Source organism: Marichromatium purpuratum 984, from assembly GCF_000224005.2.
GTDB lineage: Bacteria > Pseudomonadota > Gammaproteobacteria > Chromatiales > Chromatiaceae > Marichromatium > Marichromatium purpuratum.
On the sequence record NZ_CP007031.1, the window covers coordinates 1,705,297 to 1,729,090 of the forward strand.

Genomic DNA, 23,794 nt, shown 5'->3' on the forward strand with positions numbered 1-23,794 from the left:
ACCGTGAGAATGGACAAGTTGACGGCAAAGTTCCAACTCGCGCTGGCCGATGCCCAGAGCCTGGCGGTCGGTCGCGATCATCAGTTCATCGAGCCGGTCCACCTGCTGATCGCGTTGCTCGATCAGGAAGGGGGCACGGTACGCCACCTGCTCACCCGCGCCGATGTCAACGTCAATCAACTGCGCTCGGCGCTCGGCGAGCTGCTCGACCGGTTGCCGGTGGTCGAGGGCGCCGGTGGCGAGGTCCATGTCGGCAACGACCTGGGGCGACTGCTCAACCAGACCGACAAGCTCGCCCAGCAGCGCCAGGACCAGTATGTCTCCTCCGAGCTGTTCGTGCTCGCCGCGCTCGACGACCGCGGCGAGCTGGGCCGGGTGTTGCGCGAGGCCGGCGCTTCGAAAGGGGCGCTGGAGCGTGCGATCGAATCGGTTCGAGGGGGCCAGAAGGTCGATGACCCCAATGCCGAGGAGCAGCGTCAGGCGCTCGAGAAGTACACCATCGATCTGACCGAGCGTGCCGAGCAGGGCAAGCTCGATCCGGTGATCGGGCGCGACGACGAGATCCGCCGCACCGTGCAGGTGCTGCAGCGGCGCACCAAGAACAACCCGGTGCTGATCGGCGAGCCCGGCGTCGGCAAGACTGCGATCGTCGAGGGGTTGGCGCAGCGCATCGTCAACGGTGAGGTGCCCGAGGGGCTGAAGTCCAGGCGGCTGCTCTCGCTCGACATGGCCGCGCTGATCGCCGGGGCCAAGTTCCGCGGCGAGTTCGAGGAGCGGCTCAAGGCGGTGCTCAACGACATCGCCCGTCAGGAGGGCAACGTCATCCTCTTCATCGACGAGCTGCACACCATGGTCGGCGCGGGCAAGGCCGAGGGCTCGATGGACGCGGGCAACATGCTCAAGCCGGCGCTGGCGCGCGGCGAGCTGCACTGTGTCGGCGCCACCACCCTCGACGAGTACCGCAAGTACGTCGAGAAGGATGCGGCGCTCGAACGGCGCTTCCAGAAGGTGCTGGTCGACGAGCCCAATGTCGAGGACACCATCGCCATCCTGCGCGGGCTCAAGGAGCGCTACGAGGTCCATCACGCCGTCGAGATCACCGATCCGGCGATCGTCGCTGCGGCGACCCTGTCGCATCGCTACATCTCCGATCGTCAGCTCCCCGACAAGGCGATCGACCTGGTCGACGAGGCCGCCTCGCACATCCGCATGGAGATCGACTCCATGCCCGAGGAGATGGACCGCCTCGATCGTCGGCTGATCCAGCTCAAGATCGAGCGCGAGGCGCTGAAGAAGGAGTCCGACGAGGCCTCGCGCAAGCGTCTCGCCGATCTCGAGGACGAGGTCGGTCGGCTCGAGCGCGAGTTCGCCGATCTCGACGAGGTCTGGAAATCGGAGAAGGCGGCAGTTGCCGGCACCGCGCACATCAAGGAGGCGCTCGATCGCGCCCGGGTGGAGATGGAGACGGCGCGCCGTGCCGGTGACCTGGGGCGGATGTCGGAGCTGCAGTACGGGCGCATCCCCGAGCTCGAGAAGCAGCTCGCTTCGGCCGCCGCCGGGACCGAGCAGGGCGACAACCGGCTGCTGCGCAACAAGGTCGGCGACGAGGAGATCGCCGAGATCGTCTCGCGCTGGACCGGTATCCCGGTGTCGCGGATGCTCGAGGGCGAGCGCGACAAGCTGCTGCGTATGGAGCAGGAGATCGGCCGGCGGGTGGTCGGTCAGGACGAGGCGGTGGGCGCGGTCAGCGACGCCATCCGCCGTTCGCGCGCCGGGCTCTCCGACCCGGCCCGCCCGATCGGCTCCTTCCTCTTCCTCGGTCCCACCGGCGTCGGCAAGACCGAGCTGTGCAAGACGCTGGCGAGCTTCCTCTTCGATACCGAAGAGGCGATGGTGCGCATCGACATGTCCGAGTTCATGGAGAAGCACTCGGTGGCGCGGCTGATCGGGGCACCGCCCGGCTATGTCGGCTATGACGAGGGCGGCTATCTCACCGAGGCGGTGCGCCGCCGCCCCTACAGCCTGATCCTGCTCGACGAGGTGGAGAAGGCCCACCCGGACGTCTTCAACGTGCTGTTGCAGGTACTCGACGACGGGCGACTCACCGATGGTCAGGGGCGGACGGTGGACTTCCGTAACACGGTGATCGTGATGACCTCCAACCTCGGCTCCGAGGTCATCCAGCAGCACGCCGGCGAGGCGGCCTATGCCGAGATGAAGACGGCGGTGATGGCGGTGGTGCGTCAGGCCTTCCGTCCCGAGTTCATCAACCGGCTCGACGAGATCGTCGTCTTCCATCCGCTGCAGCAGACGCAGATCCGCGCCATCGCGCGCATCCAGCTCGACTATCTGCAGCGGCGCCTGGCCGATCGCGAGATGCGCCTCGAAGTCGGCGACGCGGCGCTCGATCTGCTCGGCGAGGCCGGGTTCGACCCGGTCTACGGCGCCCGTCCGCTCAAACGCGCGATCCGCGCCCAGCTCGAGAACCCGCTGGCCCAAGAGATCCTCGCCGGCAAGTTCGCGCCCGGAGACCTGATCGAGGTCGGGGTGGCAGACGGCGCCCTGCGCTTCGAGCGGGTGCTCGCCGGCGAGCTGCTCGACTAGTCCCTCCGTCCCCGTGCTCGCCCCGTTGTGCGGGGTGAGCGCGCCATCCATTCCCCTTGTCCTTTTGTGACAATAGCCGGGCGACCTCGGTATGCTGTATGGTCGCGCATCATCACGCCGCATCCGGCGGCGCGGGCTGTGCACAGGAGGCGAGGCGCTGTGTCTCGGTCTCACTCACATCCTGTAAGACTTGCCCGGTGGCGATCGCCGCGCGCAATGGAACGGAACAGATGGTCAGGATATGCGACCGGGCCTAACCTTGGACATCCACCTTGACAGCTCCCGCATCCCGCCGCGTTCCGCGATCGCGTCTCGGCGCCAAGCCTCTGATCTGTTCGCTGCTGTTGATCTGGATGGCCTCGGTCGATGCCCAGGTGTTGATCGCGCATGCCGCGGTGGAGGTCGATCACCTGACCCAGAACGAGGCGCGGCGTTATCTGATGATGCATGTGCCGCGCTGGCCGGATGGTCGCGCAGTCCATGTGTTCGTGCTACCCGACGAGCATGTCCTGCACCGACGCTTCGTCACCGAGGTCCTCGGGCTCTATCCCTATCAGTTGCGGCGAGTCTGGGATCGCTTGCTGTTCTCGGGCACCGGCCAGCTGCCGATCACCGTGACCTCGCCACATGAGCTGGTCCGCCGCGTTACCTCCACTCCCGGGGCACTCGGCTATGCCGACGCCCCACCGGTCGGGTTCGATGTACGTCTTATCGAGGTGCGCTAGGGTGCGGGCGGCATCGGTGGGCGGCGTGATGGTGGCGCTGTGCTGGTTGTCGAGCGCCGCCTGGGCGAGCGAACCGGCGTTGCAGTTGCACGGGTTTGCCAGCCAGGCTTTGATCTGGACCTCTGACAACCGCTTCTATGGTGACAGCCCCGACGTTTCGCTCGACTTCACCGAGCTTGGCCTCAATGGATCCTGGCGCGCCGATCCGAGGCTGTTGCTCGCCGCCCAGGTGTTGGTCCGGCGCGCCGGGGAGATGAGCGATGCCACGCCCTGGCTCGACTATGCCCTGGCCGATGCCACCCTGGTGAGTACCCCTGCGTACCGGCTCGGCGTGCGCATGGGGCGGATCAAGAACCCGGTCGGACTCTACAACGAGACCCGTGACGTCCCCTTCACCCGTCCCGGGATCTTCCTGCCCCAGGTGGTCTATTTCGATCGGGTGCGCAACATGATGCTCGCCTCCGACGGGCTGATGGTCTATGGCGAGCGCTATACCGATCTCGGCACCTTCTCGGCCACTCTGGGGGCTGGATTGCCGCTGCTCGACGCCAACGTTGAGTGGAACTATCTGCTCGACGACCATGATGGCGAGCTTGAACCCGAGCATCCGGTGCCACTGCTCAGCCTGTGGTATGCCGATCCCGCCGAGCGGTTGCGTCTGGGGCTCAGTGGTGCGGCCATGCACAGTCGCTTCGATTCCGGCTCCGAGGCCGCGATCGACGCCGGCAACCTGGACATCCGCTACTGGCTGGCATCGGCACAGTACAATGCGGCGAACTGGACCTTGGCGGGCGAATACGCCCATATCCTGATCGATTGGCGTCATTTTCGGCCCGAGGCCGATCGTCATCACGCCATCCAGACCGGATGGTACCTGCAGGCGGCCTATCGGCTCTCGCCGGCGATCGAGCTGATGCTGCGCTATGAGGAGGGGGATGCAGATCGTCGTCTGGGGGACCTGCACCTTCACTGTCCCGCCTCGGATCACTCCCGGATCTGGGTCGTCGGGACGCGCTGGGATCTGGGTAGACGGTTGATGCTGCGTCTGGAGTATCAGCGTCATCACGGCGGTTTCACTCTCTCGTACCGTGAGAACCCCCCAGGCGACGGGGTGGTCGAGGACTGGGACCTGTTTGCCGCCCAGATCTCACTGAGGTTCTGAGGTGTCCATGAACACCGCCCCCGTTACGCCCACCTCGCCGCCGATCCTCAGCCTGCGCTGGAAGGCACTGGTCGCGCTCAGTCTGTTGTTGCTGGTGGTCAATCTCTCGCTGGTGTTGCTCGCCAATGCGCGGGCCCAGGCGCAGTTCGCCTTGCACCAGTCGCAGGTGCGCGAGCAGCAGGTGCGCCAGTTGTACGCGATCCTCAAGGCGCGTGAGCACGAGCTTTCCAAACTCGCCACCCTGGTGCCAGGATTCGGCGTCGATGTCAGCGGCGCGGGGCGCGCGGCGCAGCTCGCCGCCGCGCTCGCCAGCAACGGGGTGCTGCTGGAAATCGAGTGGGGTGTCGGCGCGGCATACTGGGTCGATGTCGAGGGCCAGGTGACGCTGAGTTGGCCGGAGGGCGTCGAGCCGCCGCCGCAGGAGCTGCTTGCCGACCTGGCCATCGACCCCGAGCGCTCACTCTGCAAGCTCGTCTGTCGTGGGCGCGCGGGTTGTTCGCACTATCTCGCCACCCCCTTGCTCTGGCATGGGCGCTATGCCGGCAGCCTGGTGCTGGGGCGCTCGCTCGCCGACGTGCTGCTCGATTTCAACGCTCTGACCGGGGCCGATATCGCCGTTGCCGACAGTCGTGATGAGACGAGCGTGTCGATGCTCTCGCACCCGGAGTCCTCACGCCCCTTGCTGCGAGCGGCCGGCCCCGCGCTGTTCGCTCTCGCCCCGGACGAGACCCTGGAGCTGAGTCACGGCGGGCGTGAATTTGTGCTCTATCGGGTGGCGTCGCTGGCGCCCGGGGTCGATGCCTATGTCATCAACGAGGTCACCGAGCAGCGTGCCAGTATCCACGCCAGCACCCGCGACGGCTTGCTGCTCGGGCTGCTCGGGTTGTTGCTCTCCGAGGCCTTGTTGCTGCTGATCATGAAGACGCCGCTGCGCCGCTTGCGAGCGCTTGCGCTGGCCTTGCCGCTGCTGGCCGAACACCGTTACGCGGCGTTGCGCGAGCGGCTCTCGCGTCCGCCCCGGGTCTGGCTGCAGCGTGACGAGATCAGCCTGATGTTCGAGACCGTGTGGCAGCTCAGTGAGCGCATGGAGCGTCTGCAGCATGCCCGTGACCAGGCCGAGGCGCAGCTGATCTGGCTGGCCGAGCACGACCCGCTGACCCAGCTCGCCAATCGTCGGCGGTTCAATGAGTCCTTCGCCCAGGTGGTCGATCAGGCTTGTCGCTTCGGTCACTGTGGCGCGCTACTGTTTTTGGATCTCGACGAGTTCAAGGAGGTCAACGACCTCAGTGGTCACCAGGTCGGCGATCAGTTGCTGCAGGGGGTGGCCGATCGGTTGCGCGGGCAGGCCGAGCGCGGTGATCTGCTGGCGCGTCTCGGTGGCGACGAGTTCGCCCTGGTGCTGCCCGAGTCCGATCCCGAGCAGGCGTGTCATTGCGCCGAGCGTCTGCAGCAGGCGATCGCCCAGGTCTGTGTCGAGTCGCGTGGCCGGTTGCACCGGGTCTCGGCGAGTATCGGCATCGTCCTCTTTCCCGCTCAGGGCGAGTCGACCGAAGAACTGCTCGCAAGCGCCGACCTCGCCATGTACCGGGCCAAGCGGCAGGGTCCGGGACGCTGTCATCTGTTCTCGCTCGAGGATGCCGAGCGCGAGCAGCTCGATGCCCGGATCCGGTGGCGCGAGCGCATCGCCGACGCGCTGCGCGAGGAACGCTTCGAGTTACATGTCCAGCCGGTCGTCGAGGTCGTCAGCGGCGAGGTCTGTCACGTCGAGGGGCTGCTGCGGATGCGTGATCACGACGGCTCGCTGATCTATCCCGATCGCTTCATCCCGATTGCCGAGCACAATGGACAGATCCAGTTGATCGACCACTGGGTCGTCGAGCATGCGCTGTGTTTGCTGGTCGCCCATCCGGGGTTGCGTCTGGCGGTCAACCTATCGGCCCATGCGATGATCGACATCGGGTTGCTGGATCTACTCGAGCGCCGACTCGCGACGCTCGAACTCGACCCCGGGCGGTTGATCTTCGAGGTCACCGAGACGGCGGCGATCGAGTGCTTGTCGAGCGCGACTAGGCTGATGCACCGTATCCAGGCGCTCGGCTGTCGCTTCGCGCTCGACGATTTCGGTACCGGCTATGCGTCCTACGCCTATCTGCGCCAGCTTCCGGTCGACGAGGTCAAGATCGACGGTGCCTTCGTGCGTGAACTGAAGAGCAGTCGCGAGGACCGGATCTTCGTCGCCGCCATCACCGATATGGCGCACGCCATGGGTAAGCGGGTGGTGGCCGAGTTCGTCGAAGACGCCGAGACGCTCGCGCTGCTGCGCGAGATCGGCGTCGACCGCGCCCAGGGTTACCACTTCGCGCGTCCCGCGCCGCTGCGGCTCGATGGGGAGTGAGCGACCAGCGACCAGCGACCAGCGGGATTGAACCGCGAAGCCGCGAAGGGCGCAAAGGGGCTTGAGTTGCAAGCGACCAGCCTCCAGCCGCCAGTGGGTGTGTGCCCTCGACGACAGCACGGCCTGCCCGCATCCGTGGCGCACGTTCTTGGCGCCAGTGTTTGTGGGTGGCCAGCCACTGGCGGCTGGAGGCTGATCGCTGGAGGCTCTTCTTTCCCGCGCGCCTTCGCGCCTCAATCCCGCGGGTCGCTAGCCCTCCGCGATCCGCAACGGCGCGGGACGCGCGAAAAGGACGCAAAGGGGCTTGAGTTGCAAGCGACCAGCCTCCAGCCGCCAGTGGGTGTGTGTCCTCGACGACAGCACGGCTTGGCCGCATCCGTGGCGCACGTTCTTGGCGCCAGTGTTTGTGGGTGGCCAGCCACTGGCGGCTGGAGGCTCTTCTTTCCCGCGCGCCTTCGCGCCTCAATCCCGCGGGTCGCTAGCCCTCCGCGATCCGCAGCGGCGCGGGACGCGCGAAAAGGACGCAAAGGGGCTTGAGTTGCAAGCGACCAGCCTCCAGCCGCCAGTGGGTGTGTGCCCTCGACGACAGCACAGCCTGCCCGCATCCGTGGCGCACGTTCTTGGCGCCAGTGTTTGTGGGTGGCCAGCCACTGGCGGCTGGAGGCTGATCGCTGGAGGCTCTTCTTTCCCGCGCGCCTTCGCGCCTCAATCCCGCGGGTCGCTAGCCCTCCGCGATCCGCAACGGCGCGGGACGCGCGAAAAGGGCGCAAAGGGGCTTGAGTTGCAAGCGACCAGCCTCCAGCCGCCAGTGGGTGTGTGTCCTCGACGACAGCACGGCTTGGCCGCATCCGTGGCGCACGTTCTTGGCGCCAGTGTTTGTGGGTAGCCCGCCACTGGCGGCTGGAGGCTGATCGCTGGAGGCTCTTCTTCCCTTTGCGGCTTCGCGGTTCAATCCCCCGGCTGGCGGCTGGCGGCTGGCGGCTGGCGGCTGGCGGCTGGCGGCTGGCGGCTGGCGGCTGGCGGTTCAGATCACCAATGCCACCACCGCCCCGGTCATCAGCGTGGCCAGGGTGCCGGAGACGATGGTGCGCGGGCCGAGGGCGACGATCTCGGCGCGTCGTTCCGGGGCCAGGGTGCCGAGCGCGCCGATCATGATGCCGAGGCTGCCGAGGTTGGCAAAGCCGCACAGCGCATAGGTCATGATCAGCCGGCTGCGCGGGCTGAGCGCCTCGGACGGCAGTGCCGCCAGGTCGAGATAGGCCACCAGCTCGTTGAGGACCGTCTTGACCCCGAGCAGGGCGCCGGCGGTGGGGGCCTCGGACCAGGGGATGCCGATCAGCCAGGCCGCCGGGGCCATCAGCCAGCCGAGCATGCGTTGGGCGCTCAACGGCGCGTCGGCGACCTCGGGCAACAGCCCGAGGGCCTGGTTGACCAGGCTCACCAGGGCGACCATCACCACCAGCATGGCGATGATGTTGAGCCACAGCGGGATTGCCTGCAGGGTGCCGCGGGTGATGGCGTCCATCGCCCCGTGTGCCTCGCTGACCATCGGTGCGCGGGTCTCGGCGGCCTCGCGCGCCGTCTCCGGGATCATCACCCCGGCGATCACCAGCGCCGCCGGGGCGCTGATCAGCGAGGCGGTGAGGATGTGACCCATGGCCTCGGGGATCGCCGTGGCGAGGAAGCTCGCGTAGAGCACCATCACCGTGCCGGCGATGGTGGCCATGCCGCAGGTCATCAGCGCGAACAGCGCCGATCGCGACATCTCGCGCAGATAGGGACGGATCAGCAGCGGCGCTTCGGTCATGCCGACGAAGACGTTGGCCGCCGCGCCGAGCCCCAGCGCGCCGCCGCTGCCGAGGGTGCGTTCGAGCACCCAGGCGAAACCGCGTACCAGCAGCGGCAGTACCCGCCAGTGGAACAGCAGCGCCGAGAGCGCGCTGATCACCAGGATCAGCGGCAGGGCGCGGAAGGCGAGGACGAAGCCGTTCTCCGGGTACTGGGTGGCGAAGGGCGCGGCGCCACCGCCGAGATAGCCGAACACCAGCGCGGTGCCGGCCTCGGTGGCGCGCTCGAGCGCGAGCACCAGATCGTTGAGGGCGAGAAAGCCCTGCTGGACCGGGGCGAGCTTGAGGAGCGCCAGGGCGAGCAGCAGCTGCAGGCCCAGCCCCACGAGCACCAGGCGCGGGCGGACTGCGCGACGCGATTCGCTGACCGACCAGGCCAGCGCGAGGATGACGACGAGCCCGAGCAGCGGCTGGAGACTGGTCAGCATGGCAGCTCCCGGCTCAGTGCTGGGTCGGCGGCGAGCTGTGGTGGCTGTCCGCGGCGAGCAGCTGGCGGGCGTCGACCGGATCGAAGCGATAGGTGCGGTTGCAGAACTCGCAGGTCACCTCGAGCCCGTCGCGCTCGGCGAGGATCGACTCGATCTCCTCGGCGCCGAGCAGCTTGACGGTCTGCTCGATGCGTGCGCGTGAGCAGCCGCAGCGGAAGGCAATCGGGTCGGGGTCGAAGAGTCGCACCGGCTCCTCGTTGAACAGTCGGTAGAGGAGTTGCTCGGCGGGCAGTGCGAGCAGCTCCTCGCGGGTCAGGGTGTCGGCGAGCATGCCCACCCGCGACCAGTCCTCGGCAGCGTGGTCTTCGCCGGGCAGGCGCTGCAGCAGCATGCCCGCGGCGCGCTCGCCGTCGGCATCGAGCCAGAGTCGGGTGGGCAGTTGCTCGGAGCCGCTGAAGAAGTGCTCCATGGCATCGGCCAAGCGCTCGCCCTGGAGCGCGACGATGCCTTGATAGGGCTCGCCGGTGCGCGGTTCGATGGTGAGTACCAGGCGGGCGGTACCGAACAGCTCGGCGAGCGGGGCCTCGGGGTTGAGCTCGCCATCCCAGCGCGCCAGCCCGCGCACCGTGCGTGCGCTGGTGGCCTGGGCGACCAGGGTGCGCAGCGGGCCGTCGCCTTGGGCCTGGAGGATCAGCGCGCCGTCGAACTTGAGGGTGGCGGCGAGCAGCGAGACCGCCGCCAGCGCCTCGCCGAGCAGGCCGCGTACCGGCTCGGGGTAGTCGTGGGCATCGAGTACCGCGCGCCAGCTGGCGTCGAGATGCACCAGATTGCCGCGGATGTCGGTCTGTTCGAAGAGAAAACGGTGGAGGCTGTCGGTATCACTCATCGATAGGTCCTGGTCGCCGGGGGGGATTCGCCCGGCGCTGGTCGTGGGGTGGGTCCCGGCTGGCACCGGGCACCCGGGATTCAATCCGGTGGTGTGTCGAGCTCGGCGAGGAAACTGTCCACGGCGGTCTCGAGCGCGAGTGTCCCGGCGAGCACCTGGGCCTCGAAACGCTCGCGCCATTGCGGCATCAACAGCTGGGCGCGGTGCCACTCCTCGTAGAGGATGTGCGCGAGCGGTCCGCCCTGTTCGATGAAGCCGGAGTCGAGAAAGGTCCGGCGGGCGCGCTCGCGATCGTAGTCGAAGCGCACGATCTCCCACTGCCAGCGCCCCTGATGGAATTCGAGCAGGGCGTAGCTGCCGCGCGGGTCGCCGTCGAAGGGCGAGCCGACCGAGCCGACGTTGAGGATCGGCAACCCGTCGAGCACCCGGGTGAGCGGGCGGTGGGTGTGGGCGGTGACGAACAGCGCCACGTCCTCGGGCAGGGCGCCGTCGCGCAGCGACTCGTCAGGGAGACCGGCGGTGACACCGTGGCGGTTGCCGCGCATGGTGCCGTGGGTGACGTGCACCCAGCTCGTCTCGCTGCCGGCATGGAAGCACAGGTGGTCCGGCCACTGGTTGAGTGTCTCCAGCGCCGGGGCGATCTGGTGCAGCGTCCAGTCGGCGAACGCCCGCATGCGGGCGTCGAGCGCGTCGCGCGGGGCCTCGCGCTGGCAGCGCAGCATCCAGGTCTCGTGGTTGCCGCGCACCGGCAGCCAGCCGTGCTCACGGTGCAGGCGCTCGAACAGTTGCAGGCATTCGAGGCTGCTGGGGCCGCGATTGACCAGGTCGCCATCCATGATCACCAGGTCCGGCGACCAGTCGAGGATGCGGGCGACGGCGACTTCCATGGCCGGGAGGTTGGCCTGGACGTCGGAAAAGATCGCGACCTTCATCGGGCTGTCGAGTACGGCTGTCGTGCGGTGCGCCAACCATACCGGTAAGCGCCGCGCGCGGCCAGTGCCAAGCCGCTCACTCGGGGGCGCCGAGCCGATGCTCGACCGAGGCGATCTTGCCCTCGAGCCGCCCCTCGGCGCGCTTGCGCATATCGAACTTGGCCACCGCATAGACGCGCTCGCAGCCCATCGCGTCGAGGATCGCCTGGGCGCGCTCGATCAGCGCCAGCGCCTCGGGCAGGGTCTCGGTCTCGACCACGGTCCCCATGGGGCCGAGTTGGTGGGGGTAGCCGCTGTCGCGGACCATCGCGACCACGGGGGCGACGAAGCGGCTGACTCCGCTGCCCCCCTGATCGAGTGGGAAGATGGTCAGTTCGAGAAGCACGGACATCGGGATCTCCAGTGTGATCTTGGGTCATGATGGATATGCGCGCGATTTGCCGCCCACGCGCGCGGCGACTTAGACTAGACGCATCCGCCACTGGTCGGGTCGCGACGCGCAGTCGGCATCAGCCTTGCCACCGCTTGCGCGTCGATCTCGATCCGGCGCTCCGGGGCCATCCTGGCGTGCCTCGTCACGACCATCGGGCCCCGGAGTCCGCAGTGCGCTCCGAACACCCTGTGGGGTCGCCATCGCTGGCATGGTGGCCCGTTGCTCCGAGAAACGCATGCCCTTAGAAGATACCGTCGGGGATCCCGATCTGGATACCCCCTTGTCGCTCACCCTCTCGCCCGCCATGCTCTTCCATGCCCTGATGGGCTCGGCCAGCGCCGTCCATACCGGCTGGCAGAGTTGTATCGACAACGCCCTGGTGGTCTCCGAACTGATCGCCACCGATGACCGCGTCGGCAACTATTGCCGCCTGGTCGAGCAGGAGTTCGTCGAGGACGACCAGCCCGATACCGTCTGGCACGACTGGACGCTCGAGATCCGTATCGATCCGGTGCTGATCACCGGTCACTGGCAGTTCCCGGTCTCCGCCCATCCCTCCGAGTGGGAATGGAACGCTCGCGAGGCCCGTCGCGCCTTCGAGCGTGCCTGTGTGTTGTTCGGGCGACGTACCCGGCCGGGGGTGGTGATCGACGAGCCGGCGCCGGCGGTACCCTCGGTGCCGCGTGCAAGCCGTCACTGACGCCGATCGCGACGCACGGCGTCGCGATCCAAGCCACCGCCACGAGGAGGTCCGTCGAGATGAAGATCAAGGTCGATGTCGAGATCACCCCGGAGGAGATGCGCAAGCTGTTCGGTCTGCCCGATGTGGAGGCCTTCCAGCGTCAGCTGCTCGACGAGATCGGCGCGCGTATCAGCGAGGGTGCCGAGGGCTACGAGCCGCTCAAGCTGTTCCAGCCCTACATGAACAGTACACTCGCCTCTTGGGAGATGTTCCAGCGCATGATGGGCGGGATGGTGAGCGCCGAGCGGCGCTCGTCCGAGGCCGATGACTAGGGCAGGCCGATGTCGCAAGAGGGCGTTGCTCCTATAATGGCTGACATGCCGATCGCCCAATCTCCCTCCTGTCACGACCAGGATCCGCAACGCCCTTGATCGCTCGATGCATCATTGCCGTCGTTCCGCCCGCTGTCGGGCGCGCCCCGTCGGGGGAGTCTGAGGCATGAGCCGTCGTCCTGACCCTCGAGAACCCGCCGCCCTGGAGCAGACATTCGCCATCGCGCTGGTCAACCAGTTGGTGGTGCCGGCCTTCGTGCTCGACGCCGGTTGCCGGGTGGTGGTCTGGAACGCGGCCTGCGAGCGACTCACCGGGATGCGTGCTGCCGAGGTGATCGGCACGGGTGAGCACTGGCGTGCCTTCTACCGTGCTCCCAAGCCCTGTCTCGCCGAGCTGTTGATGCAGGGCGGGCTTGATGAGATCCGGGGGCGCTATGACCTGAGCGTCGACGAGGTGCTCGACGAGTCCGGGGCGGTCCATGTCGAGGCCTGGTGCGACATGCCGCTGCTGCACACCGAGCGTTATCTCGGGCTCGACGCTGGCCCCATCCGCGATGGCAAGGGGCGCCTGGTCGCAGTGGTCGAGACGCTGCGCGATCTCACCGAGCGTCAGCGTGCTCAGACCGCGTTGCAGCTCAATGCCAGTGTGTTCGAGAACTCCCAGGAAGGGATCGTCATCACCGACACCAGCTCGCGCATCCTCGATGTCAACGCCGCCTTCACCCGCGTCACCGGTTATCCCCGCGAGGAAGTGCTCGGTCGCACCCCGGCGCTGCTCAAGTCCGGGTTGCAGGACGATCAGTTCTATCAAGAGATGTGGCATCGGCTGCGCGAATTCGGGCAGTGGAGCGGCGAGATCTGGAATCGGCGCAGATCGGGCGAGGTCTATCCCGAGATGCTGCGGATCAACGCGGTGAAGGACGCCGATGGTACCCTGACCCACTATGTCGGCATGTTCTCCGACATCACCGATCTCAAGGATGCCCAGCGCAGGCTCGAGAGCCTGGCCAACTACGACGCTCTCACCAGTCTGCCCAACCGGGTGCTGCTCAGCGACCGCTTGCATCAGGCCCTGGCCAACGCCAAGCGGCGCGACCGGCTGGTGGCCATCTGTTTCCTCGATCTCGACGACTTCAAGCTGGTCAACGACCACCATGGCCACGACGCCGGGGATCGCTTCCTCGTCGAGATCGCCAAACGATTGGTGCGCACGGTGCGCGGTGGCGATACCGTCGCTCGGCTCGGGGGGGACGAGTTCGTGCTCCTGATTACCGAGCTGCGCAACACCGATGAGCTGGATCTGGTGCTCGAGCGCACCCTCGAGACCATCGATGCGCCCGTCGAGATTGACGGTATCGCGCTCGACGTCTCGGCGAGTATCGGGGTCACTCTCTATCCCTTCGACGACGCCGACCCCGACACCCTGCTGCGCCATGCCGACCAGGCGATGTACCAGGCCAAGCAGCTCGGTCGCAACCGCTACCAGCTCTTCGACATGGAGGCGGCGGCCAATGTTCAGCATCATCATCAGGAACTCGAGCGGATGCGTCGCGCCTTGCAGCACGGCGAGCTGCGGCTGTTCTACCAACCCAAGGTCAACATGCGCACCGGTGAGGTGATCGGGGTCGAGGCGCTGATCCGCTGGCAGCACCCGGAGCAGGGCATCCTCGCCCCGGCCGAGTTCCTGCCGTTGGTCGAGCAGAGTTCGCTGATCGTCGACATCGGCGAGTGGGTGCTCCACGAGGCCCTGGCACAACTCGCCGAGTGGTCGCAGCAGGGACATGAACTCAGTGTCAGCGTCAACATCGCCACCCGCCACTTCCAGCACATCGACTTCGTGGCGCGGCTGCAGGCGATTCTCGCCGAATACCCCGGGGTGGCGCCCGGGCGTCTCGAACTCGAGATCCTCGAGAGCGTCGCGCTCGAGGACGTCGAGGCGATGCGCGCGGTGATCGCCGCCTGTCAGGCAATGGGGGTGCGTTTTGCGCTCGATGATTTCGGGACGGGTTATTCCTCGCTCAACTATCTCAAGCAGCTGCCGGCCGAGACCCTCAAGGTCGACCGCTCGTTCGTGCGCGACATGCTCGATGATCAGGAGGATCTGGCGATCATCGAGGGGGTGATCGGGCTGGCCAGCGTGTTCGGCAAGGAGGTCATCGCCGAGGGTGTCGAGACCCCGGAGCATGGGGTGATGCTGATGCGCATCGGCTGTGATCATGCTCAAGGGTACGCCATCGCCCGACCGATGCCGGCCGACTCGATGCACGACTGGCTCAAGGGGTTCGAGCCGGATCCGCGCTGGCTGCTGGGGCGTGGCGGGCAGGGCGAGCGCTTCGACCTGCCGCTGTTGCTGGCGCAGTACGATCACGTCAAGTGGGTGCGCCAGGTCATCGGCGCGCTCGATGCCGATGTCTCGGCGCTGCCGCTCGAGGATCAGGCCGAGCAGTGTCGTCGTCGCTTCGGCGCCTGGCTGGCCGGCGCCGGGCGTGACTGCTATGGCGAGCTGCCCGAGTATGGCGAGATCGAGCGTGTCCATGCGCGCATGCACGAGGTCTCCACCGAGATCCTGCGGCTGCGTGGCAATGGTCAGTGGGAGGCGGCGCGGTTGCAGTGCATGGAGTTGATCGGGATGAAGCGCCAGATCCTTGCCAAGCTCGATTGCTTCCAGCGCGCCCTGGTCGAAGACAAACCCTCTTGAGTGATACCACGGCTCACCCGACCGGGTGAGCCGTGGCTTGAGTCCTAATCCGCAGCGTCGATGACGCGCGGTCCGGACAGTGGCACGTCGTCGAGCCGGGCCTGGTCCTGGTCGTCGAGCCTGAGCCGCCCCTGCGCGAACCAGCGCACCACCGTCGGATAGATGATGTGCTCCTGCGTCAGCACTCGTGCCGCGAGGCGTTCGGCATCGTCATCGGCCTCGACGGCGACGCGTGCCTGCAGCACCACCGGACCGCCATCGAGTTCGGCGGTGACGAAGTGGACGCTGGCGCCGTGCTCGCGATCACCGGCGTCGAGCGCGCGCTGGTGGGTGTGCAGCCCACGGTACTTCGGCAGCAGCGAGGGATGGATGTTGAGCAACCGTCCGCGGTGCGCGGCGACGAACGCCGGGGTGAGGATGCGCATGAAGCCGGCGAGCACCACCAGTCCGGGGTCGTAATCCGCGATCAACCCGGTGAGCGCCGCATCGTAGTCGGCCCGCTCGGCATAGTCGCGATGATCGAGCACCGCAGTGGCGATGCCGTGACGCCGGGCGCGTTCGAGCCCGCCCGCGCTAGGGCGGTTGCTGATCACCGCGACGATGCTGATCGGCAACTCGCCGCGTGCCTGGCCGTCGATCAGCGCCTGCAGATTGCTCCCGCCACCGGAGATCAGCACTACCACCGGGAGTGCTTGCTGCGCCTCACCCATCGGCCCGCGTGCCCTCGTAGTGCACCTCGGGCGCGCCTTCGGCCTGCTCGATGCGACCAATGGTCCAGACCTGCTCCCCGGCATTGCTGAGCAGTGCCATGGTCTCGTCGTGGTCCTCGGCGGCGACGCAGACGATCATGCCGATGCCGCAGTTGAAGGTGCGCAGCATCTCCTGCTCGCTGATTCCGCCGGCCTGCTGCAGCCAGTCGAACACCGCCGGACGCTGCCAGGCGTCGAGGTCGATCACCGCGCGGGTGTCCTCGGGCAGCACCCGCGGCAGGTTCTCGGTGAGGCCGCCGCCGGTGATGTGCGAGAGCGCATGTACCCGCAGGGTGCGGATCAGCGGCAGGATCGCGGGGATGTAGATGCGCGTCGGGGCCATCAGTCGCTCGGCGAGCGTCGCCTCGTCGAACGGCGCCTGGAGATCGACGCCGCTGACCTCAATGACCTTGCGGATCAGCGAGTAGCCGTTGGAGTGCGGCCCGGAGGAGGCGAGGCCGATGAGCACGTCGCCGGGACGTACCCGCTCGGGGAGGATCAGCTCGGACTTCTCGGCGATGCCGACACAGAAGCCGGCGAGATCGTAGTCGCCGGCGCTGTACATGCCGGGCATCTCCGCCGTCTCGCCGCCGGTGAGGGCGCAGCCGGCCAGCTCGCAGCCGCGGGCGATGCCGCTGACCACGGTGCTGGCGACCTCGACGTCGAGCTTGGCGGTGGCGTAGTAGTCGAGGAAGAACAGCGGCTCGGCGCCACTGACCAGGATGTCGTTGGCGCACATCGCCACCAGGTCGATGCCGATGCCGTCGTGACGATCGAGTTCGATGGCCAGGCGCAGCTTGGTGCCGACACCATCGGTGCCCGAGACCAGGACCGGCTCGCGGTACTGACCGAGCGGCAGCTCGAAGAGCGCGCCGAAACCGCCGAGACCGGTGACCACGCCGGGACGGCTGGTGCGCGCGGCGAGCGGCTTGATGCGCTCGACGAGTTCGGCCCCGGCGTCGATGTCGACACCGGCGTCGCGATAATTGAGCGAAGGGGAGGGAGTTTGAGTGGGATCCTGCGTCACGCTGGGGCTCCGTTGAGTGTGCCAGGGCGCGATTGTATACCGTCAGCGCCCGGTATAACTTGGAGAGTCTGCAGGGCTCGGGTAGGATGCGAGCCGCCCGGGCCGAGCGGTGTCTTCTGCGCTGTCCCGGAGCGTAGTGTGGCGCGCGTCGCGCTGTTCGAGAAAGTCTCGTCATATCAGTGATCTGGCGTGACTTTTTGCGTTTCATTTGGTTGCGTTCAGGGTCAGGACAGACAGGTGAGGCTCAGAGATCTTCCCAATATCATCAGTGTGATGCGACTGGTGGCGGTGGCGCCGGTCGTCTATCTGCTGCTCATCGGCGAATTCGGCTGGGCGCTGGCGCTGTTCGCCTTCGCCGGGATCTCCGACGGACTCGATGGCTTCCTGGCCAAGCACTACGGCTGGCAGACCCGGCTCGGCGGCATCCTCGACCCGCTCGCCGACAAGGCGCTGCTGGTGTGCTGCTTCTTGGTGCTGGGATCGCTCGGCGCCATTCCGGTGTGGCTGGTGGTTGCGGTGGTGTTCCGCGATCTGGTGATCGTGGTCGGCGCGGTGCTCTACAACTATCACGTCGAGGCGGTGGAGGCAGCGCCCTTGCCGGCGAGCAAGCTCAACACCCTGCTGCAGATCCTGCTGGTGGTGCTGGTGATCATGGATGCCGGCCCCTTCCCGCTGCCCGACCTGTTGATCCAATCGTTGGTCTGGGGCTGCCTGGCCACGGTGCTGATCAGTGGCGCACAGTACGTCTGGGTGTGGGGGCGCAAGGCCGCGGTGCGTGGCAAGCATCACGACTGAGCCGGCTCAGGGTTCCTCGCGCAGCAGTCGTCGCACCATCGGGATGGTCGGCTGGCGTTGTTCGCGCAGACTGGCCGCGTCGATGCGTTCGATCAGGGTGAGCAGTGACTCGGGATCGCGCGCGTGATAGTGCATGATGTAGCGCACCAGCGCCGGCCCGAGCCGCAGGCCGCGCTGCGCGGCCGAGGTGCTGAGCAGTTGCTCGCAGTCGCGATCGGTCAGTGCGAGCAGCCGATAGCAGGGTCCCCATTGCAGACGTGAGCGCAGATCGGCGCGGTCGAGTGTCAGCCGCTCCGGTGGCTGGCGTGCGGCGACGAGCAGTTGTCTGCCATGCTCGCGCAGGCGGTTGTACAGGTCGAACAGCGCCTGCTCCCAGTCGCCATCCCTGGTGACGGCATCGATGTCGTCGATGGCGATCAGGTCGAGCTGCTCGAGGTCGTCGAGCAGCGATGGCGCCAGCCCCGGGGTCTTGAGCGGGAGATAGTGCGCCTGGAGGCGATGCGCGCTCGCCTCGAGACAGGCCGCCTGGAGCAGGTGCGTCTTGCCGGTGCCGCTGGCGCCGTGAAGAAACACCAGAGGCTCGCCCGCCGTGCTGCTCAGCGCGGCGATAGCGGCCACCGCCTCGGCGTTGGGGCCGGGCAGGTATTCGGTCAGTGTCGGCTCGCGTGCCAGCGCGACCGGCAGGTGCAGTTGCGGACTCGGCTGGGTCAAGACGAGATCGGTCCCTGGTTGCTGCTCGGCTCGAGGCTGCGCGCGGTCTGCGCCAGCCGCTGTCCGAGTGCCTGACAGAGCCGCTGCTCTTCCTCGCTCACCGGCAGATCGCTGGCCGGGCCGGCGAGATGCGATGGGCCGTAGGGGGTCCCGCCGCTGCGGGTGTGGAGCAGGTCCTCGGCGCTGTAGGGGAGCCCGAGCAGCAGCATGCCGTGGTGCAGCAGTGGCAGCATCATGCTCAGCAGGGTGCTCTCCTGGCCGCCATGCAGGCTGGAGGTGGAGGTGAAGACCCCGGCGGGCTTGCCGGCGAGCGCCCCCGAGAGCCACAGCCCGCTGGTGCCGTCGAGAAAATACTTGAGTGCTGAGGCCATGTTGCCGAAACGTGTGGGTGAACCGAGCGCGAGTCCGGCGCATTCGCGCAGGTCGTCGTGGGTGACATAGGGCGGTCCCGAGTCGGGGATCGGCGGCGCGCTCGCCTCGCAGTCGCTGGAGACTGCAGGGACGGTCCGCAATCGCGCCTCCAGGCCGGCCTGCTCGACCCCGCGCGCGATCTGTCGCGCCATCTCTGCGGTGGCCCCGTGACGGCTGTAGTACAGCACCAGGATGAAGGTCATCTGTTCGCACTCCTTGTCGTTGTCGGCGATACGGGCGCGCCGCCCGGCGCGCTGCACCTGGTGGAGAATGGTCCCGTGCGGCTGTGTTCACAACCCGCGCGGAGTATCCTCGTGTTGGCCGAACGGGAGTGATGATCGAGATGAGCGAAATGCGCGATGCCGACGAGGCACGGCGGTGCTGCCGCTGTCTGGTCGCGGGGCGAGTGCAAGGGGTGTGGTTTCGGGGGGCGACCCGCGAGCAGGCCGATCGCCTGGGGGTGAGCGGCTATGCGCGCAATCTGCCCGATGGCCGGGTCGAGGTGGTGTGCTGTGGCGAGACGGGTGCGGTGGAGCGGTTGCGCGACTGGCTGCGCCAGGGGCCGCCTGCGGCACGTGTCGACACGGTCGTTTGCGAGCCGCTCGAAGAGCGCGGCTATCACGGTTTCGTGATCGGCTGAAATCAGTATCCGCCGGCCTCGAGATCGGGATGTTCGGGGTAGTCGGTGAGTCTGACCACCCGGGTCTCGATGCGGCCGTCGGCATGCAGCAGGAGTTCACGATAGCCCGGTGGTCGGGTGTCGACGGCGAAACTGTGGCTCTGGTTGAGGAACTGGACGCTGGTGGCCGGAGCGGCGAGTAGTTCCAGCTGCCCGATGCGTTGGGCAAAGGCTTGGTGGACGTGGCCGAAGAGGATCGCTCGTACCTGGGGGTGGTCGGCGCAGAGTGCGATCAGGGCCTCGCCGTTGTCGACTCCGAGGTTGTCGATCCAGGCGCTGCCGACGGCGATCGGATGATGGTGGAGGCAGACCAGGGTCGGCGCCCGGTTGGTCTTCAGCCAGCTGCCGAGTGCGTCTAGTCGGTGCGGTGCGAGGTGTCCCCGGACCTTGCCGGGCAGGCTCGAGTCGAGCAGCGCCAGGCGCCAGGCGCCGAGCGGGGCGATGCTGCCCGAGGGGGGTGCGAAATGGCCGAGGATCTCGCGCGCCAGTGGCCAGTGATCGTGGTTGCCGGCGACGCAGTAACAGGGCAGTCCGGTCTGCTCGAGCCGGTCTCGCAGCAGGCGATAACCGCCAGCGGCTTCGTCGTGTGCCAGATCGCCGGTGATCAGTAGGGCGTCGGCCGGCGATCTGGCCAGTGCGCTCTCGAGCACTGCCTCGAAGCTGTGGCGGGTGCGCATGCCGAGCAGTCTGCCCTCTGCCTGGTCATAGAGGTGAGTATCGGAGAAGTGCAGGAGCCGGAGCGGCTGCGCGGAAACCTGAGGCGATGGCTGCATGAGCTGGTGTCCGGTACGGCGTGGGTGCCGAGATGGGGAGTGGCTGGAGGGCGGCGCGCCAGCGGGTCGGGAGCGGGTGGGGTGCGAGGCTCGCCGGCTGGTGGTGTGTCGCTGGATGTCTCGGGGACGCTGATCCTGGCGCATCCGAGTATGCCAGTCTTAGCAGCGACTCGACCGGCCCGCAAGCATGATGCCGAAGAGCTGCGAGCTGGCGCTCAGCATGACGGGATTCATCATTTTCGTCGATCTTTTTATCGAAATAATCGATTTTAACTTTCGTGCGTCCGTCCCCCAGCTTGAGTCGTACCGCAGCAGATCCGCTACAGCCTCGTGGAGAGTCGATGCAACTCAAGGGCAGCAAGACCGAACAGAGCCTGATCCAGGCCTTCATCGCCGAGTCCCAGGCCAACCGTCGCTATCTGTATTTTGCCGCCAAGGCCGATGTCGAGGGTTATGGCGAGATCGCCATGCTGTTTCGTTCGGCCGCAGAGGGCGAGACCGGCCATGCCGTGGGCCATCTCGAGTATCTCGAGCCCGTCGGCGATCCGGTCACCGGTTTGCCGATCGGGACGACCGCAGACAACCTGCGCGCCTCCATCGCCGGGGAGCAGGTCGAGTCGACCGAGATGTATCCACGGATGGCGCGCCTGGCGCGTGACGAGGGCTTTGACGAGATCGCCGACTGGTTCGAGATCCTGGCCCAGGCCGAGCGCTCCCAGATCAACCGCTTCTATCAGGTGCTCGCCCATCTCGAACCCTGAGTGGTCTCCGGGTTCGGCAGTTGCTTGCCTCTGTGGTTACAATCCTTCCGGCATCGCAGGCAATCGAGCGGTGCGTGAAGGAGTCTCAACGATGCACCCACACCATTCTCCGGGGCACTGTCGATCTGTGCTGCCGTTGCTGCTGATGGCGGCGCTGCTTGCCGGTTGCGCCACTCAGCCGAGCCTCGACACCAACAAGGAACTCCCCGTTGGCTGTCTCGCCAAGCCCGATCCCGGTCCCTGTCGCGCGGCTCAGACGCGCTTCTTCTACGACTATCGCGACAACCGCTGCAAGCCCTTCCGCTATGGTGGCTGCGAGGGGCGGGTCCCGTTCGAGACCCTGGCCGAGTGTCGCTCCTTCTGTGAGCCCTGACGCTGTCAGCGCTCGCGCGCCATCTCCGCGGCTAGATCCCGCCGATGCGCAGTCGTTGGCCAGGATGGATCTCGTTGTCGTCGGGCGCGAGCTTGTTGAGCGCGCGGAGTTGGGCGACGGTCAGGCCGTTTTCCAACGCCACGCGATAAAGGGTCTCGTTCGGCTGAACGACGTGATAGCGCGTCTGCGGTTTCGACGCGGCACGCTGCGGCTGCGCGCGGGCCACCCGAGGGGGCGCCGACGGAGTACGCGAAACCACCACCGGGATCGCCGGCGGGTGGCTGGCGATGCGCTTCAGGCTACCTTCGGGCAGCCATACGGTGGTGCCGGCCGGAATCGGGCGGCGGCCGGAGACCAGTCGCTTGCGCCAGTGCAGGTTGAGTGAGGCGAGCTGGCTCGGCGAGACCGTGTAATGGCTGGCCAGGCGGGTCAGCGGCAGGCTGTGACGCAGCACCAGACGGTCGTGACGCCAGGGCTGTTCGTAGGCCAGGCCCTCGGGGAAGTAGCGCCTGGCATGCATGGCGACCTCGCGCGCGGCGACGAACTCGGCGTAGAAGTTGCGCGAGGCGAAACCGAAGTAGCGTCCGTCGTAGTCCTCGACGATCCGACCGATGTCATCGCCATACCTGGCCCTGGCCTTGGCCATGCCGCCCTGGCCGTGGTTGTAGGAGGTGATCGCCAATGGCCAGCTCTTGAGCTTGCGCTGGGCCTGGGCGAGATAGCGCGCGGCGCCGTCGGCGGCGAGGATGGGGTCGAAGCGTTCGTCGACATGACGGTCGACGGTCATGAACAACCGCCCGGTGGCGGGCATGAACTGCCACACTCCGCCGGCGCCGACGCTCGAGCGGGCATGGGTCTGGAAGGAGGACTCGACGTGCGGTAGATAGGCCAGATCCTCGGGCACGCCGTGGGCCTGCATGATCTCGCGGAAGATCTGGTCATAGCGCCCGCTGATCTCGACCCCGCGCTTGAAGCGCTCGCGCAGTCCGCGCTGCGAGCGTACCCGCTCATCGGCCCCGAACACCGCCTCGCGACCACCGGCCTCCTCGAACTGTGCGAGCAGCTGGCGCTCGGTGCGTGCCAGCGAACGCTGCTCGCGCAACGCCGCCTCGAGCGCGCGTACGCGACCGGCGTGGTGACGCTTGCGCGCAGCGATCCAGTCGCGCTGGGCCTGGGTGTAGGACTCGGCGCTGGCGCCGGGCAGGGTGGCGACCTCGTAGATCACCCCGAGGTGACGGTCGTCGTGGAACACCACTTGGTCGCGTCGCCAGATGCCATAGACATGACGCCAGAAGTCGACGTTGTCGGCGATCTCTTCGGGGACCGGAAAGGTCTCTGAGCCATAGTGACCGTGCTGCCCGGTGGTGGCGCAGCCGGAGAGCGCGAGCAGGGCGAGGATGAGTGCGCCCAGCGTCCAGCGCGGGCGGCAACGGCGAGCGGCATCGGGTCGCATGGTCGGCGGCTCCTGTGGTTCATTGAGGCCCGCGGACGGGTCCGTCGTCGGGGAGTGGGAGGCGGCATCCAGTACCCTGGAGCGCATGGTGCGAACCAAGAGTCTCGCCCGGGAGTCGCATCAGGTGCAATCGGCAAAACCCCCTAATTTCGAAGGTGCCGGACCGGCCCATGGTCTTCGCACCTTGCCAAGCCTGCGATGAGCGCGGTCGACCGTTCAGTCGAGCGGTCGTGCGCCCTGGGTCAGTGGATCGATGCCATGGCCCTGCAGCAGGGTTACCAGACGGATCAGCGGCAGCCCGATCAGCGTGTTGGGGTCCTCGCCCTCGAGACGCTCGAACAAGGCGATGCCGAGCCCCTCGGACTTGAAGCTGCCGGCGCTGGAGAAGGGACGCTCGCGGTCGACATAGCCAGCGATCTGCGCGGGGCTGAGTGCGCGCATCTGCACCCGGAAGGGTTCGACCAGGGTCTGGGCGCGCCCGCTGGCGGCATCGAGCAGACAGAGCCCGGTCTGGAAGGTGACGGCGCGTCCGGCACAGAGACCGAGTTGCGCGACCGCCGCCTCGTGGCCGCCAGGCTTGCCGAGAATCTGCCCGTCGATGCTTGCGACCTGGTCCGAGCCGATGATCAGTGCATCGGGATGGCTGGCGGCAACGGCGCGAGCCTTGGCCTCGGCCAGACGCATCACCAGGGCCTGTGCGGGTTCATCGGGGAGGGGCTGTTCGTCGACCTCGGGGGCGGCGGTGGTGAAGGCGAGCCCCAGACGCTCGAGCAGGGCACGGCGGAAGGGCGAGGTCGAGGCGAGTACCAATTCGGGTTGAGACATGGATGCTTGCTCCGGCAGAGAGTGGGTGCGGGAGCGCGATGCTATCACCCGGTCACCGGGCGCCGCGATCCTCTCGCGGCGCCCGGCTCGGGTCGGCACACCCGAGGGCGTGC

22 protein-coding genes are annotated in these 23,794 nt (G+C 67.3%); 11 read left to right on the plus strand and 11 right to left on the minus strand.

Features of this window, described 5'->3' with window-relative positions; translation table 11 throughout:
- The first annotated feature begins 3 nt into the window (after positions 1–3).
- The 4 genes from clpB to MARPU_RS07730 all read left to right on the plus strand — a co-directional run bounded on the left by clpB (position 4) and on the right by MARPU_RS07730 (position 6,886).
- On the plus strand, positions 4–2,604 hold the full coding sequence (gene clpB, locus MARPU_RS07715) for an ATP-dependent chaperone ClpB (RefSeq protein WP_025275196.1): 2,601 nt from the start codon (positions 4–6) through the stop codon (positions 2,602–2,604).
- 353 nt (positions 2,605–2,957) lie between these two features.
- Positions 2,958–3,329, plus strand: a complete 372-nt coding sequence (locus MARPU_RS07720; protein ID WP_005223678.1) for a hypothetical protein — start codon at positions 2,958–2,960, stop codon at positions 3,327–3,329.
- A gap of 1 nt (position 3,330) precedes the next feature.
- On the plus strand, positions 3,331–4,491 hold the full coding sequence (locus MARPU_RS07725; RefSeq protein WP_005223677.1) for a porin: 1,161 nt from the start codon (positions 3,331–3,333) through the stop codon (positions 4,489–4,491).
- A 7-nt stretch (positions 4,492–4,498) separates the two neighbouring features.
- The gene (locus tag MARPU_RS07730) at positions 4,499–6,886 is read left to right on the plus strand and encodes a putative bifunctional diguanylate cyclase/phosphodiesterase (protein WP_005223676.1); all 2,388 of its coding nucleotides are present in this window, start codon (positions 4,499–4,501) and stop codon (positions 6,884–6,886) included.
- Between the two features lie 1,024 nt (positions 6,887–7,910).
- Here the strand turns inward: MARPU_RS07730 and MARPU_RS07735 are convergent.
- The 4 genes from MARPU_RS07735 to MARPU_RS07750 all read right to left on the minus strand — a co-directional run bounded on the left by MARPU_RS07735 (position 7,911) and on the right by MARPU_RS07750 (position 11,370).
- Complete coding sequence (locus MARPU_RS07735; RefSeq protein WP_005223830.1) at positions 7,911–9,161, minus strand: NupC/NupG family nucleoside CNT transporter; 1,251 nt, start codon at positions 9,159–9,161, stop codon at positions 7,911–7,913.
- 13 nt (positions 9,162–9,174) lie between these two features.
- Positions 9,175–10,047: an Hsp33 family molecular chaperone HslO gene (hslO, locus tag MARPU_RS07740; protein ID WP_005223831.1), complete on the minus strand. Its 873-nt coding sequence runs from the start codon at positions 10,045–10,047 to the stop codon at positions 9,175–9,177.
- Positions 10,048–10,127: 80 nt separating this feature from the next.
- Positions 10,128–10,979, minus strand: coding sequence for a metallophosphoesterase family protein (locus MARPU_RS07745; protein ID WP_005223832.1), 852 nt, complete (start codon positions 10,977–10,979; stop codon positions 10,128–10,130).
- A 76-nt stretch (positions 10,980–11,055) separates the two neighbouring features.
- Positions 11,056–11,370: an MTH1187 family thiamine-binding protein gene (locus MARPU_RS07750; RefSeq protein WP_005223833.1), complete on the minus strand. Its 315-nt coding sequence runs from the start codon at positions 11,368–11,370 to the stop codon at positions 11,056–11,058.
- Positions 11,371–11,647: 277 nt separating this feature from the next.
- Here MARPU_RS07750 and MARPU_RS07755 point away from each other — a divergent pair, with 277 nt between their 5' ends.
- The 3 genes from MARPU_RS07755 to MARPU_RS07765 all read left to right on the plus strand — a co-directional run bounded on the left by MARPU_RS07755 (position 11,648) and on the right by MARPU_RS07765 (position 15,124).
- Complete coding sequence (locus MARPU_RS07755) at positions 11,648–12,112, plus strand: hypothetical protein (protein ID WP_005223834.1); 465 nt, start codon at positions 11,648–11,650, stop codon at positions 12,110–12,112.
- Positions 12,113–12,171: 59 nt separating this feature from the next.
- The gene (locus tag MARPU_RS07760; protein WP_005223835.1) at positions 12,172–12,426 is read left to right on the plus strand and encodes a DUF6489 family protein; all 255 of its coding nucleotides are present in this window, start codon (positions 12,172–12,174) and stop codon (positions 12,424–12,426) included.
- A gap of 166 nt (positions 12,427–12,592) precedes the next feature.
- Positions 12,593–15,124 (plus strand): EAL domain-containing protein, encoded by a 2,532-nt coding sequence (locus MARPU_RS07765; RefSeq protein ID WP_005223836.1) that lies wholly within the window; start codon positions 12,593–12,595, stop codon positions 15,122–15,124.
- Between the two features lie 44 nt (positions 15,125–15,168).
- Here the strand turns inward: MARPU_RS07765 and purN are convergent, their stop codons facing one another.
- On the minus strand, positions 15,169–15,834 hold the full coding sequence (gene purN, locus MARPU_RS07770) for a phosphoribosylglycinamide formyltransferase (protein WP_005223837.1): 666 nt from the start codon (positions 15,832–15,834) through the stop codon (positions 15,169–15,171).
- Positions 15,827–16,900, minus strand: coding sequence for a phosphoribosylformylglycinamidine cyclo-ligase (gene purM, locus MARPU_RS07775; protein ID WP_005223838.1), 1,074 nt, complete (start codon positions 16,898–16,900; stop codon positions 15,827–15,829). Before purM ends, purN begins: the two co-directional genes overlap by 8 nt.
- Positions 16,901–17,137: 237 nt before the next feature.
- Between purM and MARPU_RS07780 the strand changes: the two genes are divergently transcribed.
- Positions 17,138–17,695 carry a CDP-alcohol phosphatidyltransferase family protein gene (locus tag MARPU_RS07780; protein WP_005223839.1) on the plus strand — a complete coding sequence of 186 codons (558 nt, stop codon included), beginning with the start codon at positions 17,138–17,140 and terminating at the stop codon, positions 17,693–17,695.
- Between the two features lie 6 nt (positions 17,696–17,701).
- Here the strand turns inward: MARPU_RS07780 and hda are convergent, their stop codons facing one another.
- Both hda and wrbA read right to left on the minus strand, forming a co-directional pair.
- Positions 17,702–18,406: a DnaA regulatory inactivator Hda gene (gene hda / locus MARPU_RS07785; protein ID WP_005223840.1), complete on the minus strand. Its 705-nt coding sequence runs from the start codon at positions 18,404–18,406 to the stop codon at positions 17,702–17,704.
- Entirely contained in the window at positions 18,403–19,020 is a 618-nt protein-coding gene (gene wrbA, locus MARPU_RS07790) for an NAD(P)H:quinone oxidoreductase (protein WP_005223841.1), read from the minus strand. The genes hda and wrbA overlap by 4 nt, the downstream gene beginning before the upstream one ends.
- 140 nt (positions 19,021–19,160) lie before the next feature.
- Here wrbA and MARPU_RS07795 point away from each other — a divergent pair, with 140 nt between their 5' ends.
- Positions 19,161–19,457: an acylphosphatase gene (locus tag MARPU_RS07795; protein ID WP_005223842.1), complete on the plus strand. Its 297-nt coding sequence runs from the start codon at positions 19,161–19,163 to the stop codon at positions 19,455–19,457.
- A gap of 2 nt (positions 19,458–19,459) precedes the next feature.
- On the opposite strand, the gene MARPU_RS07800 is transcribed toward MARPU_RS07795, so the two are convergent.
- Positions 19,460–20,269 (minus strand): metallophosphoesterase, encoded by an 810-nt coding sequence (locus MARPU_RS07800; protein WP_005223843.1) that lies wholly within the window; start codon positions 20,267–20,269, stop codon positions 19,460–19,462.
- Positions 20,270–20,610: 341 nt separating this feature from the next.
- On the opposite strand from MARPU_RS07800, the gene MARPU_RS07805 reads away from it, so the two are divergent.
- Both MARPU_RS07805 and MARPU_RS07810 read left to right on the plus strand, forming a co-directional pair.
- Positions 20,611–21,030 carry a rubrerythrin family protein gene (locus tag MARPU_RS07805; protein ID WP_005223844.1) on the plus strand — a complete coding sequence of 140 codons (420 nt, stop codon included), beginning with the start codon at positions 20,611–20,613 and terminating at the stop codon, positions 21,028–21,030.
- A gap of 91 nt (positions 21,031–21,121) precedes the next feature.
- Positions 21,122–21,403, plus strand: coding sequence for a BPTI/Kunitz domain-containing protein (locus MARPU_RS07810; RefSeq protein WP_005223845.1), 282 nt, complete (start codon positions 21,122–21,124; stop codon positions 21,401–21,403).
- Between the two features lie 31 nt (positions 21,404–21,434).
- On the opposite strand, the gene MARPU_RS07815 is transcribed toward MARPU_RS07810, so the two are convergent.
- On the minus strand, positions 21,435–22,856 hold the full coding sequence (locus MARPU_RS07815; protein ID WP_005223846.1) for a lytic transglycosylase domain-containing protein: 1,422 nt from the start codon (positions 22,854–22,856) through the stop codon (positions 21,435–21,437).
- Positions 22,857–23,072: 216 nt separating this feature from the next.
- Positions 23,073–23,681 (minus strand): Maf family protein, encoded by a 609-nt coding sequence (locus MARPU_RS07820; RefSeq protein ID WP_005223847.1) that lies wholly within the window; start codon positions 23,679–23,681, stop codon positions 23,073–23,075.
- Positions 23,682–23,794 lie beyond the last annotated feature (113 nt).